This is a genomic window from Escherichia sp. UTM R2, assembly GCF_048593455.1.
GTDB lineage: Bacteria > Pseudomonadota > Gammaproteobacteria > Enterobacterales > Enterobacteriaceae > Escherichia > Escherichia coli.
Genome location: NZ_JBFWDY010000002.1, coordinates 754930 through 772535, shown reverse-complemented (window position 1 = coordinate 772535; position 17606 = coordinate 754930). Strand labels below are relative to the sequence as shown.

General features: G+C 51.3%; 20 protein-coding genes, 1 tRNA gene and 1 pseudogene. 13 read left to right on the top strand and 9 right to left on the bottom strand.

The window, feature by feature from the left end:
* The first annotated feature begins 95 nt into the window (after positions 1-95).
* Positions 96-659: a YqgE/AlgH family protein gene (locus tag AB4H76_RS04575; protein WP_001053178.1), complete on the top strand. Its 564-nt coding sequence runs from the start codon at positions 96-98 to the stop codon at positions 657-659.
* Complete coding sequence (ruvX, locus tag AB4H76_RS04570; protein ID WP_000017106.1) at positions 659-1075, top strand: Holliday junction resolvase RuvX; 417 nt, start codon at positions 659-661, stop codon at positions 1073-1075. The genes AB4H76_RS04575 and ruvX overlap by 1 nt, the downstream gene beginning before the upstream one ends.
* Before the next feature lie 6 nt (positions 1076-1081).
* Here ruvX and AB4H76_RS04565 read toward each other — a convergent pair whose 3' ends face one another.
* On the bottom strand, positions 1082-1210 hold the full coding sequence (locus AB4H76_RS04565) for a hypothetical protein (RefSeq protein ID WP_001278270.1): 129 nt from the start codon (positions 1208-1210) through the stop codon (positions 1082-1084).
* Positions 1211-1258: 48 nt separating this feature from the next.
* The gene (locus AB4H76_RS04560; protein WP_077492304.1) at positions 1259-2239 is read right to left on the bottom strand and encodes a PilT/PilU family type 4a pilus ATPase; all 981 of its coding nucleotides are present in this window, start codon (positions 2237-2239) and stop codon (positions 1259-1261) included.
* A 17-nt stretch (positions 2240-2256) separates the two neighbouring features.
* On the opposite strand from AB4H76_RS04560, the gene yggS reads away from it, so the two are divergent.
* From yggS to hemW, 5 genes are read left to right on the top strand one after another with little or no spacing between them, the layout of a single operon-like run.
* Positions 2257-2961, top strand: coding sequence for a pyridoxal phosphate homeostasis protein (yggS, locus tag AB4H76_RS04555; RefSeq protein ID WP_000997795.1), 705 nt, complete (start codon positions 2257-2259; stop codon positions 2959-2961).
* A 17-nt stretch (positions 2962-2978) separates the two neighbouring features.
* The gene (gene yggT / locus AB4H76_RS04550; RefSeq protein ID WP_001094831.1) at positions 2979-3545 is read left to right on the top strand and encodes an osmotic shock tolerance protein YggT; all 567 of its coding nucleotides are present in this window, start codon (positions 2979-2981) and stop codon (positions 3543-3545) included.
* Positions 3542-3832: a DUF167 family protein YggU gene (gene yggU / locus AB4H76_RS04545; RefSeq protein WP_001277222.1), complete on the top strand. Its 291-nt coding sequence runs from the start codon at positions 3542-3544 to the stop codon at positions 3830-3832. The genes yggT and yggU overlap by 4 nt, the downstream gene beginning before the upstream one ends.
* A gap of 7 nt (positions 3833-3839) precedes the next feature.
* Positions 3840-4433 carry an XTP/dITP diphosphatase gene (locus AB4H76_RS04540; RefSeq protein WP_001174735.1) on the top strand — a complete coding sequence of 198 codons (594 nt, stop codon included), beginning with the start codon at positions 3840-3842 and terminating at the stop codon, positions 4431-4433.
* Complete coding sequence (gene hemW / locus AB4H76_RS04535; RefSeq protein WP_000239928.1) at positions 4426-5562, top strand: radical SAM family heme chaperone HemW; 1137 nt, start codon at positions 4426-4428, stop codon at positions 5560-5562. The genes AB4H76_RS04540 and hemW overlap by 8 nt, the downstream gene beginning before the upstream one ends.
* 154 nt (positions 5563-5716) lie before the next feature.
* On the opposite strand, the gene AB4H76_RS04530 is transcribed toward hemW, so the two are convergent.
* The 5 genes and pseudogenes from AB4H76_RS04530 to trmB all read right to left on the bottom strand — a co-directional run bounded on the left by AB4H76_RS04530 (position 5717) and on the right by trmB (position 10010).
* Entirely contained in the window at positions 5717-6724 is a 1008-nt protein-coding gene (locus tag AB4H76_RS04530) for a DUF1202 family protein (protein WP_000745217.1), read from the bottom strand.
* 116 nt (positions 6725-6840) lie between these two features.
* A complete protein-coding gene (ansB, locus tag AB4H76_RS04525) occupies positions 6841-7887 on the bottom strand; it encodes an L-asparaginase 2 (RefSeq protein WP_000394125.1) in 1047 nt (348 codons plus the stop codon).
* 175 nt (positions 7888-8062) lie between these two features.
* Positions 8063-8781, bottom strand: a pseudogene (locus AB4H76_RS04520) (DUF2884 domain-containing protein).
* 183 nt (positions 8782-8964) lie between these two features.
* Positions 8965-9291: a YggL family protein gene (locus tag AB4H76_RS04515; RefSeq protein WP_001107564.1), complete on the bottom strand. Its 327-nt coding sequence runs from the start codon at positions 9289-9291 to the stop codon at positions 8965-8967.
* Entirely contained in the window at positions 9291-10010 is a 720-nt protein-coding gene (gene trmB, locus AB4H76_RS04510) for a tRNA (guanosine(46)-N7)-methyltransferase TrmB (protein ID WP_000786911.1), read from the bottom strand. Before trmB ends, AB4H76_RS04515 begins: the two co-directional genes overlap by 1 nt.
* Positions 10011-10170: 160 nt before the next feature.
* Between trmB and mutY the strand changes: the two genes are divergently transcribed.
* The 4 genes from mutY to nupG all read left to right on the top strand — a co-directional run bounded on the left by mutY (position 10171) and on the right by nupG (position 14128).
* Positions 10171-11223, top strand: a complete 1053-nt coding sequence (gene mutY / locus AB4H76_RS04505) for an A/G-specific adenine glycosylase (protein WP_001321419.1) — start codon at positions 10171-10173, stop codon at positions 11221-11223.
* Between the two features lie 27 nt (positions 11224-11250).
* On the top strand, positions 11251-11526 hold the full coding sequence (locus AB4H76_RS04500) for an oxidative damage protection protein (RefSeq protein ID WP_000091700.1): 276 nt from the start codon (positions 11251-11253) through the stop codon (positions 11524-11526).
* Between the two features lie 64 nt (positions 11527-11590).
* Positions 11591-12670, top strand: a complete 1080-nt coding sequence (gene mltC / locus AB4H76_RS04495) for a membrane-bound lytic murein transglycosylase MltC (RefSeq protein ID WP_000760323.1) — start codon at positions 11591-11593, stop codon at positions 12668-12670.
* 201 nt (positions 12671-12871) lie between these two features.
* Complete coding sequence (gene nupG, locus AB4H76_RS04490) at positions 12872-14128, top strand: nucleoside permease NupG (RefSeq protein ID WP_001049791.1); 1257 nt, start codon at positions 12872-12874, stop codon at positions 14126-14128.
* Positions 14129-14177: 49 nt separating this feature from the next.
* On the opposite strand, the gene speC is transcribed toward nupG, so the two are convergent.
* Positions 14178-16313 (bottom strand): ornithine decarboxylase, encoded by a 2136-nt coding sequence (gene speC, locus AB4H76_RS04485; RefSeq protein ID WP_001326492.1) that lies wholly within the window; start codon positions 16311-16313, stop codon positions 14178-14180.
* Between the two features lie 161 nt (positions 16314-16474).
* Positions 16475-16558, bottom strand: a complete 84-nt coding sequence (yqgH, locus tag AB4H76_RS04480) for a protein YqgH (RefSeq protein WP_211180506.1) — start codon at positions 16556-16558, stop codon at positions 16475-16477.
* Between the two features lie 152 nt (positions 16559-16710).
* On the opposite strand from yqgH, the gene AB4H76_RS04475 reads away from it, so the two are divergent.
* Positions 16711-17418, top strand: coding sequence for a DUF554 domain-containing protein (locus tag AB4H76_RS04475; RefSeq protein ID WP_000234514.1), 708 nt, complete (start codon positions 16711-16713; stop codon positions 17416-17418).
* A gap of 105 nt (positions 17419-17523) precedes the next feature.
* A tRNA-Phe gene (locus AB4H76_RS04470) sits at positions 17524-17599 on the top strand.
* Positions 17600-17606: the final 7 nt, after the last annotated feature.

Below are 17606 nucleotides of genomic sequence, written 5' to 3'. Positions count from 1 at the left end.
GAAGGATCTCGTTGAGACTCTGAGTGACAGCGCCCTTCTTTCCACGCATACTGGGCGCTGTTGCTTTTTTGAACCAGGAAACAGAACCTCTGACAATGAATTTACAGCATCACTTTCTTATTGCCATGCCTGCTCTCCAGGATCCGATTTTCCGTCGTTCCGTGGTCTACATTTGCGAACATAATACCAATGGTGCAATGGGGATCATCGTCAACAAGCCGCTGGAAAATCTCAAAATTGAAGGGATTCTGGAAAAGCTGAAGATCACGCCGGAGCCGCGTGATGAATCAATCCGTCTGGATAAACCGGTTATGCTCGGCGGTCCGCTGGCTGAAGATCGCGGGTTTATTTTGCATACTCCGCCCTCCAATTTTGCTTCCAGCATTCGCATTTCAGACAACACGGTAATGACCACTTCCCGCGATGTGCTGGAAACGCTCGGCACCGATAAACAACCGTCTGACGTATTGGTGGCTCTGGGTTATGCCTCCTGGGAGAAAGGTCAACTGGAACAAGAAATTCTCGATAACGCGTGGCTAACGGCCCCGGCAGATCTGAATATTCTGTTCAAAACGCCGATTGCCGACCGCTGGCGCGAGGCGGCAAAACTGATTGGTGTGGATATTCTCACCATGCCTGGTGTGGCAGGACACGCCTGATGAGTGGAACCTTACTCGCCTTCGACTTCGGCACCAAAAGCATTGGCGTAGCGGTCGGCCAACGCATTACCGGCACCGCTCGCCCTTTGCCTGCAATTAAAGCACAGGACGGTACGCCGGACTGGAACATTATCGAGCGTTTACTGAAAGAGTGGCAGCCGGACGAAATCATCGTCGGTTTGCCGCTGAATATGGACGGCACCGAGCAACCATTGACTGCCAGAGCGCGTAAATTCGCCAACCGTATTCATGGTCGTTTCGGTGTTGAAGTAAAGCTCCATGACGAGCGTCTTAGCACCGTGGAAGCCCGTTCCGGTCTGTTTGAACAGGGCGGCTATCGGGCGCTCAACAAAGGCAAAGTTGACTCTGCCTCTGCGGTTATTATTCTCGAAAGCTATTTCGAGCAGGGATATTAAGGCGATTTAAAAGCCTGGCGGATAGTCGTTACCGTCATCCGGCCATTTTGCCGGATGCTGCGTGAACACCTTATCCAGCACACATCTGGCAGCGGCTGTAGGTCTGATAAGACGCGTTAGCGTCGCATCAGACATTTATTGCCTTTGTAGGCCCGATAAGCTTGCGCATCGGGCATGGCAACGTCACAAACGCCCTTCCCCCACCCGGTGCTGATAACTCTGCTGAAACGTTATCATCCCCACCTGCTGCCCGGTTTGAATAACATGCGGTAACTGGTGGGTTTTCCCTTCACGAATCAAATTCCCCACCGCGGGTGTGTTAATCAGCAATTCAAATAGCGCCACACGTCCTTCCTGTTTATCCACTTCCAGCTTTTGTGACAGCACTGCCCGTAAACTACCTGCCAGTTGATTACGCACGGGGTCTTTTTCCTGCGCCGGAAATGAATCCACCAGTCGCTCAACTGCCTGCGCGGCACCACGTGTATGTAAGGTTGCCAGCACCAGATGCCCGGTTTCTGCCGCCGTCAGCGCCAGACGGATTGTCTCACTGTCACGTAGCTCTCCGAGCAAAATCACATCAGGATCTTCCCGCAATGCGGCCCGCAACCCCGATGCGAACGTCATACAGTGCAAACCAATTTCCCGCTGCTGGATCAAACATCGCTGGCTGGCATAGAGATATTCCACAGGATCTTCCAGCGTCAGAATATGCGCATCGGCATGTTGATTAAGATAGCCAACCATCGCCGCCAGCGTGGTAGATTTGCCACTCCCCGTCGCCCCCGTCACCAGAATCATGCCATTCTCGCTCTTGAGTAATTCCGGCAATACCGGTGGCGCACCAAGCTGTTCGAGCTGTGGACAGTGCGAAAGTAACAACCGTAATGCCAGAGAAATACCTTGCCGTTGCGCGAACGCACTGCCACGCAACCGCTGGTTTTCCGCCAGCGACACGGCAAAATCCAGCTGGCCATTTTCCAGCAATATTGCCCGCTGATCGTCATCCAGCCACTCCCGCAGTAGCTCTTCGACGTCCGGCGCATCAAACGGCGCAGCTTCCATTAGCCCGCGAATGCGCCATCGTGCGGGCCAGGCGCTGCACAGGTGTAGATCCGAGACGTTATGCTTTACACTAAGGGCCACAATTTCTTCCATATTCATACTAAGATCCTCGGAAAATGAACGATATTGCGCATAACCTGGCACAGGTCCGGGACAAAATCTCAGCGGCTGCAACGCGTTGCGGCCGTTCTCCAGAAGAAATTACGCTGCTTGCAGTCAGTAAAACAAAACCTGCGAGCGCCATCGCAGAAGCCATTGATGCCGGGCAGCGTCAATTTGGTGAAAACTACGTTCAGGAAGGGGTAGATAAAATTCGCCACTTTCAGGAACTGGGCGTAACAGGATTAGAATGGCATTTTATTGGCCCGTTGCAGTCTAATAAAAGCCGCCTGGTGGCAGAGCATTTCGACTGGTGTCATACCATCGACCGTTTGCGCATTGCTACCCGCCTCAACGATCAGCGCCCGGCAGAACTTCCCCCTCTTAACGTACTGATTCAAATTAATATTAGTGATGAAAACAGTAAGTCCGGGATTCAACTGGCAGAACTGGACGAGCTGGCAGCGGCGGTCGCTGAACTACCGCGTTTACGTCTGCGCGGGCTGATGGCAATCCCTGCGCCTGAGTCAGAATATGTAAGGCAGTTTGAAGTTGCACGCCAAATGGCTGTAGCATTTGCCGGACTGAAAACGCGCTACCCGCATATCGACACGCTCTCTCTGGGAATGTCGGACGATATGGAAGCCGCCATTGCGGCAGGTAGCACGATGGTTCGTATCGGCACTGCAATTTTTGGTGCGCGTGATTACTCTAAAAAATAAGGAATTAAAGGAACGCCATGAATACGTTGACTTTCCTGCTTTCAACGGTCATTGAGCTGTATACCATGGTGCTGTTATTACGCATCTGGATGCAGTGGGCTCATTGTGATTTTTACAACCCCTTCTCACAGTTTGTAGTGAAGGTAACGCAGCCAATTATCGGGCCACTGCGCCGCGTTATTCCGGCAATGGGTCCCATTGACAGCGCCTCGCTGCTGGTTGCCTATATTCTCAGTTTTATCAAAGCCATTGTGCTGTTTAAAGTGGTGACCTTCCTGCCAATCATCTGGATTGCCGGTTTACTGATTCTGCTGAAAACCATCGGCTTGCTGATTTTCTGGGTCCTGCTGGTGATGGCGATTATGAGCTGGGTAAGCCAGGGGCGTAGTCCGATTGAATACGTGCTGATTCAGCTGGCCGATCCGCTGCTGCGCCCGATTCGCCGCCTGCTACCGGCAATGGGTGGGATTGATTTCTCGCCGATGATCCTCGTTCTGCTGCTGTATGTCATCAATATGGGTGTCGCAGAAGTATTACAGGCAACCGGAAACATGCTGCTGCCGGGGCTGTGGATGGCGTTATGAGTGCCGTAACAGTTAATGATGACGGTCTGGTTTTACGGCTCTATATTCAGCCGAAAGCCAGCCGTGATTCTATTGTCGGTTTACATGGCGACGAAGTTAAAGTCGCCATTACCGCGCCGCCGGTTGACGGCCAGGCCAACAGCCATCTGGTGAAGTTTCTCGGTAAGCAATTCCGGGTAGCCAAAAGCCAGGTGGTAATTGAAAAAGGCGAACTTGGCCGCCACAAACAAATTAAAATCATTAATCCGCAACAAATCCCGCCAGAAATCGCGGCGTTAATTAATTAGGTATCCTATGCAAAAAGTTGTCCTCGCAACCGGCAATGCCGGTAAAGTGCGTGAGCTGGCGTCGCTGCTTAGCGACTTCGGTCTTGATATCGTGGCCCAAACAGACCTCGGCGTAGATTCCGCTGAAGAAACCGGCCTGACCTTTATCGAAAACGCGATTCTGAAAGCGCGCCATGCGGCAAAAGTGACCGGTTTACCGGCAATTGCCGACGACTCTGGTCTGGCGGTAGATGCGCTGGGTGGCGCGCCGGGTATTTACTCCGCGCGTTATTCCGGTGAAGACGCGACCGATCAAAAGAATCTGCAAAAACTGTTGGAAACACTGAAAGACGTACCGGACGACCAACGTCAGGCGCGTTTCCACTGCGTGCTGGTATATCTGCGTCACGCGGAAGATCCGACTCCGCTGGTGTGCCACGGTAGCTGGCCGGGCGTGATTACTCGTGAACCAGCGGGCACTGGTGGCTTTGGTTATGATCCAATCTTCTTCGTACCTTCCGAAGGGAAAACCGCTGCCGAACTGACCCGCGAAGAAAAGAGCGCCATTTCCCACCGTGGTCAGGCATTGAAACTGCTGTTGGACGCTTTACGTAATGGTTAAATTACCGCCGCTGAGTCTCTACATTCACATCCCGTGGTGCGTGCAGAAATGCCCGTACTGCGATTTCAACTCTCACGCGTTGAAAGGAGAAGTGCCGCACGACGATTACGTTCAGCATCTGCTTTGCGATCTGGACAATGATGTGGCTTACGCTCAGGGCCGTGAAGTAAAGACAATCTTTATTGGCGGTGGTACGCCGAGCCTGCTTTCCGGCCCGGCGATGCAAACGCTGCTGGACGGCGTGCGTGCGCGTTTGCCGCTGGCAGCGGATGCAGAAATTACTATGGAAGCGAACCCTGGTACGGTAGAAGCCGATCGCTTTGTCGATTATCAGCGTGCTGGTGTGAACCGCATCTCTATTGGTGTGCAGAGTTTTAGCGAAGAAAAGCTGAAACGACTTGGGCGCATTCATGGCCCGCAAGAAGCGAAACGAGCGGCAAAGCTGGCGAGCGGTTTAGGGTTACGTAGCTTTAACCTTGATTTGATGCATGGACTACCGGATCAATCACTGGAAGAGGCGCTTGGCGATCTACGCCAGGCCATTGAACTGAATCCGCCGCATCTTTCCTGGTATCAACTGACCATCGAACCCAATACGCTGTTTGGTTCGCGACCACCGGTGCTGCCGGACGACGACGCGCTGTGGGATATATTCGAACAGGGGCATCAGTTATTAACCGCAGCGGGTTATCAGCAATATGAAACTTCCGCTTACGCCAAACCCAGTTATCAGTGCCAGCACAATCTCAACTACTGGCGCTTTGGCGACTACATCGGTATTGGCTGCGGCGCGCACGGCAAAGTGACCTTCCCGGATGGGCGCATTCTGCGTACCACTAAAACGCGTCATCCGCGTGGTTTTATGCAAGGAAGGTATCTGGAAAGCCAGCGTGATGTCGAAGCCGCAGATAAGCCGTTTGAGTTCTTTATGAACCGCTTTCGCTTGCTGGAGGCCGCGCCACGCGCAGAGTTTAGTGCGTATACCGGGCTTTGCGAAGATGTGATTCGCCCACAGTTAGACGAGGCGATTGCCCAGGGTTATCTCACCGAATGTGCGGATTACTGGCAGATAACGGAACATGGGAAGCTGTTTTTAAATTCGCTGCTGGAGCTTTTTCTGGCTGAGTAAACTTGTATTGCCGGATGCGGCGTGAACGCCTTATCCAGCCGACATGTGGCAGCGGTTGTAGGTCTGATAAGACGCGCAAGCGTCGCATCAGACGTTGATTGCCGGATGCGGGGTCAACGCCGCATCCTGCTACAAATCGTGCACTATATCAAACTTACTTAATCACCCCATTGCGCCGCAGTTGTTCGGTATCTTTTTTCCAGCGTTCATTAGCTTGGTTGATATCGTCAATTTTCATCAAAATCGCGACTTTTTTACTGTTTATTTCTGAAACTTTCATCGTTAACGGATATTGCCCTTTTTCGAGCGTTACCCAGTCATCCTGCAATTTACGGCTGAGTTTTTGTGATTGCAGAAAAGTCTGTCGCCGTTGTTCGTTGATATCGAAATCTCGTTTCTGCTGAATCGGCACTTCATAACACTCTTCACTCTGTTTATGACATGCCGCAATCGCCGGTTGATAAACCTCTTTGTCATATTTAACCGCGAACGCCTCGCTATCGTTCTGTTTATTAAACTCATCACGCTGTTGGTGAATTTTTTTAAAGGCTTCTTCGCGGGTCATTTGCTTACCGTTTGCATCTTTTCCCCAATATGCATCCGCTGCTTTCTGCGCCGCCACCATTTGCTTATCAAGCGCTTTCACTTCCTTTTCCAGCGCAGGAATCGAGTTCTTCTGGGTATTCAACGCAGATTCAAGCTGACTAAAGCGATAATTGAAATCTTCGCTATTCACGATCAGATATTTATTATTCGTTTTGATATCGTCGACCACCCGCCCACGATCGCTGGCTGCCGCCTGAAAAGAGTAAAAGTTCACCGACCAGCCAGACGCGGGCGTTCCTTTACTGGTTAACATCGCCGAGAATTTTACCGGTTTATCTTTCGTCCAGGTCTGTTCGAGCAGTTCGTAATCTGCCAACTGACCGACCCAGGTATAGAGATCGTCACTGGAAGAGACATCGCCTTCCGCTGACCAGGTGGCCTGATTACCCTTAGCATCAAGATTTTTTAAGGTGATAGCATCAAGCTTGAGAATGCCGTGATACTGCTTTTTGAATTGATCTTTTAAGATATTTTCAGTTGGCGGTTCGCCATCTGCCCAGGCATTACCAGTCATCAACATAAGCAGTGCCGTGCCAACAATCCATTGCTTTTTCACCCGAAAAACCTCACGCGGAATAATTTATTCCGGTGATTATCATTAGGGTAATGAAAATTGGCAATGGACGTAAGTCTGAAGTGAAAAAGCCCCGGCACGATACCGGGGCGAGGTGATTAGTACTGATTGAAGATCTGCTGGATCTGCTGCGGATCTTTGGTTTGCGTCAGAGCCAGCTGCAGCAGGACGCGCGCTTTTTGCGGGTTCAGCGTGCCAGAGGCGACGAAGCCGTATTTCGCATCATCCACTTCAGCATCCTGAGTGGTAGCACCCGTCGGTACGCGGGAAGAACGCACTACTGCAGTGCCGTTTTTCGCGGCGGTTGCCAGGGTGTCGAACACGGATTTATACAGGTTACCATTACCCACACCAGCGCTAACGATGCCATCATAGCCCGCATCTACCAGTGCTTTAGCCGGAAGATCGGATGCGTTAGCGTAGTTATAAACGATGCCGACTTTCGGCAGTTCATTCAGCTTAGAGACATCGAATGGCGTGTCGCTGGTATGCTTACGTGCCGGGGTACGCTGGTAGTCAATCTTACCGTTGTGAATGTAACCCAGAGGACCGTAGTTAACAGACTTGAAGGTCGCTACGTCGGTGGTGTTGGTTTTGGTGACGTCACGGCCATCAAGCACGGTGTCATTCATCACTACCAGCACGCCACGGTTGGCGGAGGCTTTATCAGCTGCGGTCACTACCGCGTTATACAGGTTGAATGGACCGTCTGCGCTCATAGACGTGGACGGACGCATTGCGCCGACCATCACCACCGGTTTGTCGCATTTCACCGTCAGGTCGAGGAAGTAAGCAGTTTCTTCCATCGTGTCGGTACCGTGGGTAATGACGAAGCCGTCGGTCTTATCGCAGTCGGTGTTAATTTTTTTCGCCAGTGTCAGCCAGACATTATCGTTCATGTCCTGGGAGCCGATATTCACTACCTGCTCGCCTTTAACGTTCGCAATGTCTTTTAGTTGCGGCACCGCATTAACCAGATTTTCTACGCCAACTTTACCCGCTGTGTAGTTAGATTTGGTTGCGGAGTCACCACCACCGGCAATGGTCCCGCCGGTTGCTAAAATGGTGATATTGGGTAATGCCAATGCTGCACCACTAAAACCCATAACCAGTGCGGCAAGTGCCGTCTTTTTGAAAAACTCCATTTCATTCCTCCAGTTACGTGAACGCTACGCATTATCCCTTAGCTCTGTATGGGAAATTTGACGTTAAACAATTTACAACGTGAATATATTTTGGAGATCTACAAAGTTAGAGGCAGGTAACAAAACGAAGAATTAAACGGCATAAAAAAGTATTATGCCGTCTTAAAATAGAGGATTATTTTAAATTCCCGACCAGGGCTTTGCGGCTATCTTCCAGAGTCACAACGCGGCTACAAACATCTTTGCCAAACTGCTGGAAATCTTTTTCCTGCTTTTTCCACTCGGTTTGGATTGAGGATTGCAGCCCCCCAGGCTTCCCAGCACATTCTGTAATGGGTTACCGCCGCTTTTCAGCACCGCTTTCGCGCCCATTTCATTAATGCTGTCCTGTAAAATTCCACCCATTGCCTGATTCACTAATTGCTGGCCTTCGGCGCGAACCTGATCAATGGCTTTATAGTGAAACGTCAGGCCATCGCTGCGCGTTTCAATAATGCGGTTCATCTGCTCTTTCAGCTGCGCATCAAGTTTGGTCAGACGGCTGCGCATTTTGCTGCTTTCGCCCATCTCCTGAACGATAATTTTATCCAGAGCAATACGGGCTTTCTCGACGCGGCTTTTCGCGCCTTCATCAATCCACGGCAGCGTGCTGCGTAGTTCAGCCTGATAATCCTTCGCCTGCTCGCGCTGGGCGGCATTCAGGGAATATTGCTTACCGTTATACATCACGTTGCCGTCTGGCGTGATCACCAGATTGCCGTTTTCGCCCTTCACCTGCACGGTTTGCGGGCTGACAATCACATCGTCACGCGGCGTGACGCTGCACTGGTAGTCGGCGTGAGCGGTCATTGCCGTCACTGAAAGTGCTGCCGCCAGCAGCATTTTGCGCATCATAGTCTTCCCTCAAGAAAAAATCAGGCCAGCATTTGCTGGCCCCAGATTGATAACAAAGTACGCGTTTTCCATGCCGGATGCGGCGTAAACACCTTATCCCGCCTACTCGATCGTGCATCTTTCCAGGCCTGATAAGCGTAGCGCATCAGGCAGTTTTGCATTTGTCATCGCCCGTATGCTTTCTTAGTCCCACCAAACGTCGAAAAGTTCGCTGGTGCGTACCTCATCCAGTTTGCGCTCTTCCAGCCACTTACGCACAATCGCCTGATGTTCTTCGGTGCATTTGCCGATTTCCTGCATGCAGATCAGACCTTCCCAGGCCAGATAACCGCTGCCGTCAAAGGCCAGTTTGTTCGGTTCGATAACCTCGTTAATAAAATCATCAACGGTTTTATCAATCTGTTCTTCCGATGTACCTTCCGGGAATCGCCATGCCACCGAAAATCCTAATTCCTGGAATTCGTCGATGTGCATTTTTTTACGCAGACGACGGCTACGGTTCTTTGCCATTATTTCACCCTCTCGAACATTAAGTCCCATACTCCGTGACCAAGACGATGACCACGTTGTTCAAATTTCGTCACCGGACGTGATGCCGGACGCGGTACGTAATCATTGCTCTCTGACAGGTTTTTATAACCGTCAATAGAAGACATCACTTCAAGCATATGTTCCGCATAAGGTTCCCAGTCGGTCGCCATATGGAATACGCCCCCCAGCTGCAGTTTGCTTTTTACCAGTTCGGCAAACGGCACCTGAACGATACGGCGTTTATTATGGCGCGCTTTGTGCCACGGGTCAGGGAAAAAGAGCTGCACCATGCGCAATGAATTGTCAGGAATCATTTTATGCAGCACTTCAACCGCATCGTGACACATCACGCGCAGGTTGCTTAAACCTTCTTCATGCGCAGAAGCCAGGCACGCACCAACGCCCGGTGAATGCACTTCAATGCCGAGGAAGTCCTGCTCAGGGCGATCTTTAGCCATTGCCACCAGCGACGCCCCCATGCCAAAACCAATCTCAAGCGTCACCGGCGCTTCACGGCCAAAAAGCGCGGGGAAATCCAGCATATCTTCGCTGAACTCAACGCCCATCACCGGCCAGTAGTTTTCCAGCGCATGTTCCTGGCCTTTGGTCAGTCGCCCCTGGCGGCGCACAAAACTACGGATACGGCGCAGTGGGCGGCCGTTTTCATCAAATTCCGGTGAAATGACGTCGTTTTTCATAAAGGTTTAGTCGCTTGTGAAAGTGTTCTGAAAACGGGCATTATCCAAAGTTAGTTGCCGGATGCAAGCATGATAAGGCCGTGGCTGCGGAAAGTTCCGGTTTACACCCTGCCGTCGCTGTGCTGCAATCTTGCCCCCAACAACAGTGAATTCGGTGACCATGCAAGCGTCGCAATTTTCAGCCCAGGTTCTGGACTGGTACGATAAATACGGGCGAAAAACTCTGCCCTGGCAAATTGACAAGACGCCCTACAAAGTATGGCTCTCAGAAGTGATGTTGCAACAAACTCAGGTTGCGACCGTTATCCCCTATTTTGAACGCTTTATGGCGCGCTTCCCGACGGTGACCGATCTCGCCAATGCGCCGCTCGACGAAGTTCTCCACTTGTGGACCGGGCTTGGCTATTACGCCCGCGCGCGCAATCTGCATAAAGCGGCACAACAAGTGGCGACCTTACACGGCGGTAAATTCCCGGAAACCTTTGAGGAAGTTGCAGCACTGCCGGGCGTCGGGCGTTCCACCGCAGGCGCGATTCTCTCGCTTTCTCTGGGTAAGCACTTTCCGATTCTCGACGGTAACGTCAAACGGGTGCTGGCGCGCTGCTATGCTGTAAGCGGCTGGCCAGGGAAAAAAGAGGTCGAGAATAAATTATGGAGTTTGAGCGAGCAGGTGACGCCCGCGGTTGGCGTGGAACGGTTTAATCAGGCGATGATGGATTTGGGTGCGATGATTTGTACGCGCTCGAAACCGAAATGTTCGCTCTGTCCGCTACAAAACGGATGTATTGCCGCCGCCAACAATAGCTGGGCGCTTTATCCGGGCAAAAAACCGAAACAGACGCTGCCGGAGCGCACCGGCTACTTTTTGCTATTACAGCACGAAGATGAAGTATTGCTGGCGCAGCGTCCGCCGAGCGGATTGTGGGGCGGTTTATACTGTTTCCCGCAGTTTGCCGACGAAGAAAGTTTGCGGCAGTGGCTGGCGCAACGGCAGATTGCTGCCGATAACCTGACGCAACTGACCGCGTTTCGGCATACCTTCAGCCATTTCCACTTAGATATTGTGCCTATGTGGCTTCCCGTGTCGTCATTCACCGGCTGCATGGATGAAGGCAATGCGCTCTGGTATAACTTAGCGCAACCGCCGTCAGTTGGCCTGGCGGCTCCCGTGGAGCGTTTGTTACAGCAGTTACGCACTGGCGCGCCGGTTTAGCGCGTGAGTCGATAAAGAGGATGATTTATGAGCAGAACGATTTTTTGTACTTTCCTGCAACGTGAAGCAGAAGGTCAGGATTTTCAGCTGTACCCCGGCGAGCTGGGAAAACGCATCTATAACGAGATCTCCAAAGAAGCCTGGGCGCAGTGGCAGCACAAGCAAACCATGCTGATTAATGAAAAGAAACTCAACATGATGAATGCCGAGCACCGCAAGCTGCTTGAGCAGGAGATGGTCAACTTCCTGTTCGAGGGTAAAGAGGTGCATATCGAGGGCTATACGCCGGAAGATAAAAAATAAAAACAGTGCCGGAGCACGCCTCCGGCAACTTGCATAAAAACAAACACAACACGCACCCGGAATGATGAAAAAATATCTCGCGCTGGCTTTGATTGCGCCGTTGCTCATCTCCTGTTCGACGACCAAAAAAGGCGATACCTATAACGAAGCCTGGGTCAAAGATACCAACGGTTTTGATATTCTGATGGGGCAATTTGCCCACAATATTGAGAACATCTGGGGCTTCAAAGAGGTGGTGATCGCTGGTCCTAAGGACTACGTGAAATACACCGATCAATATCAGACCCGCAGCCACATCAACTTCGATGACGGTACGATTACTATCGAAACCATCGCCGGGACAGAACCTGCCGCGCATTTGCGCCGGGCAATTATCAAAACGTTATTGATGGGTGACGATCCGAGTTCGGTCGATCTCTATTCCGACGTTGATGATATTACGATTTCGAAAGAACCTTTCCTTTACGGTCAGGTGGTGGACAACACCGGGCAGCCGATTCGCTGGGAAGGTCGCGCAAGCAACTTCGCGGATTATCTGCTGAAAAACCGTCTGAAGAGCCGCAGCAACGGGCTGCGTATCATCTACAGCGTCACCATTAACATGGTGCCGAACCACCTTGATAAACGTGCGCACAAATATCTCGGCATGGTCCGCCAGGCGTCACGGAAATATGGCGTTGATGAGTCGCTGATTCTGGCAATTATGCAGACCGAATCTTCCTTTAACCCGTATGCGGTCAGCCGTTCCGATGCGCTGGGATTAATGCAGGTGGTACAACATACTGCCGGGAAAGATGTGTTCCGCTCGCAGGGGAAATCCGGCACGCCGAGCCGCAGTTTCTTGTTTGATCCTGCCAGCAATATTGATACCGGCACCGCGTATCTGGCGATGCTGAACAATGTTTATCTCGGCGGAATTGATAACCCAACATCGCGGCGTTATGCCGTCATCACCGCCTATAACGGCGGCGCAGGCAGCGTGCTGCGAGTCTTTTCGAATGATAAGATTCAGGCTGCCAATATTATTAACACCATGACGCCGGGCGATGTTTATCAGACGCTGACGACCCGCCATCCCTCTGCGGAATCTCGCCGTTATCTTTATAAAGTGAATACCGCGCAAAAATCCTACCGCCGCCGATAATTCCATTAACCGCCCCTGACGATGCTCAGGGGCAAAAATGTTATCCACATCACAATTTCGTTTTGCAAATTGGGAATGTTTGCAATTATTTGCCACAGGTAACAAAAAACCAGTCCGCGAAGTTGATAGAATCCCATCATCTCGCACGGTCAAATGTGCTTTTTCAAACACTCATCCGCATCACGATGTGAGGAAATTAACATGAATCTTAAGCTGCAGCTGAAAATCCTCTCTTTTCTGCAGTTCTGTCTGTGGGGAAGTTGGCTGACGACCCTCGGCTCCTATATGTTTGTTACCCTGAAGTTTGACGGTGCTTCTATTGGCGCAGTTTATAGCTCACTGGGTATCGCAGCGGTCTTTATGCCTGCGCTGCTGGGGATTGTGGCCGACAAATGGTTAAGTGCGAAATGGGTATATGCCATTTGCCACACCATTGGCGCTATCACGCTGTTCATGGCGGCACAGGTCACGACACCGGAGGCGATGTTCCTTGTGATATTGATTAACTCGTTTGCTTATATGCCAACGCTTGGGTTAATCAACACCATCTCTTACTATCGCCTGCAAAATGCCGGGATGGATATCGTTACTGACTTCCCGCCAATCCGTATCTGGGGCACCATCGGCTTTATCATGGCAATGTGGGTGGTGAGCCTGTCTGGCTTCGAATTAAGCCACATGCAGCTGTATATTGGCGCAGCACTTTCCGCCATTCTGGTTCTGTTTACCCTGACTCTGCCGCATATTCCGGTTGCTAAACAGCAAGCGAATCAGAGCTGGACAACCCTGCTGGGCCTCGATGCATTCGCGCTGTTTAAAAACAAGCGTATGGCAATCTTCTTTATCTTCTCAATGCTGCTGGGCGCGGAACTGCAGATTACCAACATGTTCGGTAATACCTTCCTGCACAGCTTCGACAAAGATCCGATGTTTGCCAGCAGCTTTATTGTGCAGCATGCGTCAATCATCATGTCGATTTCGCAGATCTCTGAAACCCTGTTCATTCTGACCATCCCGTTCTTCTTAAGCCGCTACGGTATTAAGAACGTAATGATGATCAGTATTGTGGCGTGGATCCTGCGTTTTGCGCTGTTTGCTTACGGCGACCCGACTCCGTTCGGTACTGTACTGCTGGTACTGTCGATGATCGTTTACGGTTGCGCATTCGACTTCTTCAACATCTCTGGTTCGGTGTTTGTCGAAAAAGAAGTTAGCCCGGCAATTCGCGCCAGTGCACAAGGGATGTTCCTGATGATGACTAACGGCTTCGGCTGTATCCTCGGCGGCATCGTGAGCGGTAAAGTTGTTGAGATGTACACCCAAAACGGCATTACCGACTGGCAGACCGTATGGTTGATTTTCGCTGGTTACTCCGTGGTTCTGGCCTTCGCGTTCATGGCGATGTTCAAATATAAACACGTTCGTGTCCCGACAGGCACACAGACGGTTAGCCACTAATTACGCAAAGAAAAACGGGTCGCCAGAAGGTGACCCGTTTTTTTTATTCTTACTTCAACACATAACCGTACAACCGCTTCACGCCATCCGCATCGGTTTCGCTATAAACACCTTGCAGCTCCGGCGAAAATCCCGGCAACAAATTCACCCCTTCTTCCAGTGCAAGGAAATAACGTTGAACCGCCCCACCCCAGACTTCCCCGGGTACCACGCAAAGCACGCCAGGTGGATAAGGCAACGCCCCTTCTGCCGCAATTCGCCCTTCGGCATCACGAATCCGCACCAACTCCACGTCACCGCGAATATAAGCGCTATGCGCATCCTGGGGGTTCATCACCACTGACGGGAAACTCTGCTGGCGGAACATCGCTTTTTGTAGGTCTTTGACGTCGAAACTGACATACAGATCGTGCATCTCCTGACACAACTGGCGCAGGGTGTAGTCGCGATAGCGCACCGGATACTTGTTATAAACGCTCGGCAACACCTCAACCAGCGGCGAGTCATCCTCAATATGCTGTTCAAATTGCGCCAGCATCGCCACCAGTTGTGCCAGCTTCTCGTGGCTTTCCGCCGGAGTTAATAAAAACAGAATGGAGTTGAGATCGCACTTCTCCGGCACAATGCCGTTCTCACGCAGATAGTGCGCCAGAATCGTCGCCGGAACGCCAAAGTCGCTATATTCGCCGGTTTCGGCATCGATACCTGGTGTAGTGAGTAACAGCTTGCACGGATCAACAAAATACTGATCCGCGGCATATCCTTCAAAGCCGTGCCACTTCGCCCCCGGCTCAAAACTGAAAAAACGGCGGTCGCTGGCTAACACTGATGTCGGATAATCCTGCCACAATTTGCCATCAACAACGGGCGGGATAAACGGGCGGAACAGCTTACAGCGCGCAAGAATAGCCTTGCGCGCTTCAATCCCTATCTCAACACACTCAGCCCACAGCCGACGCCCACTCTCCCCTTCATGAATTTTGGCGTTAACATCCAGTGCAGCAAACAGCGGATAGAAAGGGCTGGTAGAAGCATGGAGCATAAAGGCGTTATTCAACCGCTTATGCGGGCAAAAACGCGCCTGTCCGCGGATATGGTTATCTTTTTTATGGATCTGCGACGTCTGTGAGAATCCCGCCTGCTGTTTGTGCACCGACTGAGTCACAAAGATCCCCGGATCGTTTTCGTTAAGTTCTAACAGCAGCGGCGAGCTATCCGCCATCATCGGGATAAATTGTTCATAACCGACCCACGCGGAATCAAACAGAATGTAATCACACAGATGCCCAACGGTATCGATCACCTGACGGGCGTTATAGACAGTGCCGTCATAGGTTCCCAGCTGAATAATCGCCAGGCGATACGGGCGCGGCAGGTCGGCTTTTTCTGGCGCAACGTCGCGAATTTGCTGGCGCAGATACTCTTCATTAAAACAGTGCGCATCAATACCGCCAATGAAACCAAACGGGTTGCGTGAAGCTTCCAGATAGACCGGCGTCGCCCCCGCCTGAATCAGCGCGCCGTGATGATTCGACTTATGGTTGTTACGGTCGAAGAGCACCAGATCGCCACGCGTTAACAGCGCATTCGTCACCACTTTATTCGCTGCCGATGTGCCGTTCAGCACAAAATAGGTTTTATCGGCATGAAAGACTTTGGCTGCGAATTTCTGCGCATCTTTCGCCGATCCTTCATGAATAAGCAGATCGCCCAATTTTACGTCAGCGTTACACATATCGGCGCGAAAGACGTTCTCACCAAAGAAATCGTAAAAATGGCGTCCGGCAGGATGCTTTTTAAAAAACGCACCATGTTGATGTCCAGGGCAAGCAAAGGTGCTGTTGCCCATCTCAACGTACTGCGTCAGCGTGTCATAAAACGGTGGCAGCAAATTCTCTTCATACTGACAGGCTGCGGATTCCAGCTCCAGCCACTGCTGCTCGTTGCCGTTGATTACCGCCGTAACGCCCGCAGGTAATTCAACAGCATGTTCGGAATACAAAAACACCGGTAGATGAAAACCGGTGCGCTTAAGCAACGCAAGAATGCCACTGCGACTATCCGCAGCGGTAATGACGACTGCCGCGACGTCCGTAAAATCAGTATCTCCCAACGCCACCACGCGACGATGAGAAGAAAGTCGGGATACCAGTTCACTACTGGCGGCAATATTCATTGATTTCATAAGCGCAAACCCGTTTCGGGGAAGTAAGAATACCGGACAAGGTGGAAAACCCTGCCCCATGAGATATGGGTCAAACTGGTCACCAGCTCCGACCGCCAGACATCAGTAAAAGCAGAAACGCTCTGATTTTACTGTTGTCCTGCAGTGAGCGTGCGTTAACTTCACCGCATGAGCAGTAACATAGAAAGGGAAACGTTTCGCGCGAAACGGCGATAAGCGAGAGAATGTAAGGAGATGGCGTGCATCGGGCAAACTCCGTACAGAGAGGAGAAAATTCGCGCAATCATGGCACCTTTCGCTAAAGCGTGCAAGCCAGGACTTTGCGACCAGACAAGCCATCAACAAGGCAAAAAGTTCATAATAAGAAAATCAAACAATACAGCTAACAGGAACTCTTGTGGTCATCGGCCCTTTTATCAACGCTAGTGCAGTCTTACTGGGTGGCGTTCTCGGCGCACTGCTCAGCCAACGCTTACCGGAACGTATCCGCGTCTCCATGACATCAATTTTTGGTCTGGCATCGCTGGGGATTGGTATTTTACTGGTGGTGAAATGTGCCAACCTTCCAGCGATGGTTTTAGCTACGCTACTTGGCGCTCTAATTGGCGAAATTTGTTTGCTGGAGAAAGGTGTCAATACAGCAGTCGCCAAAGCACAAAATCTGTTTCGTCACTCACGTAAGAAGCCAGCGCATGAATCTTTTATTCAGAATTATGTCGCGATTATTGTCCTGTTTTGCGCCAGCGGCACCGGGATCTTCGGGGCGATGAACGAAGGGATGACCGGCGATCCGAGTATTTTAATCGCCAAGTCATTTCTTGATTTCTTTACGGCGATGATCTTCGCCTGCTCGCTGGGTATTGCGGTGTCGGTAATTAGTATCCCATTACTGATCATCCAGTTAACGCTGGCGTGGGCTGCCGCGCTGATATTACCGCTGACCACACCGTCGATGATGGCAGACTTCAGCGCCGTAGGCGGTTTATTGCTGCTGGCAACCGGATTACGCATCTGTGGCATTAAAATGTTCCCGGTGGTCAACATGCTTCCAGCACTCCTTCTGGCAATGCCGCTTTCCGCCGCCTGGACCGCCTGGTTTGCCTGACAATGCGTGCAATAGCGGCAAAGTGATGATAGATTGTGCAGTCTGCAGTAAATTGAAGAAATTTGATTGACGAGACGAGGCGAATCAGGTTTAATGCGCCCCGTTGCCCGGATAGCTCAGTCGGTAGAGCAGGGGATTGAAAATCCCCGTGTCCTTGGTTCGATTCCGAGTCCGGGCACCACTAATTC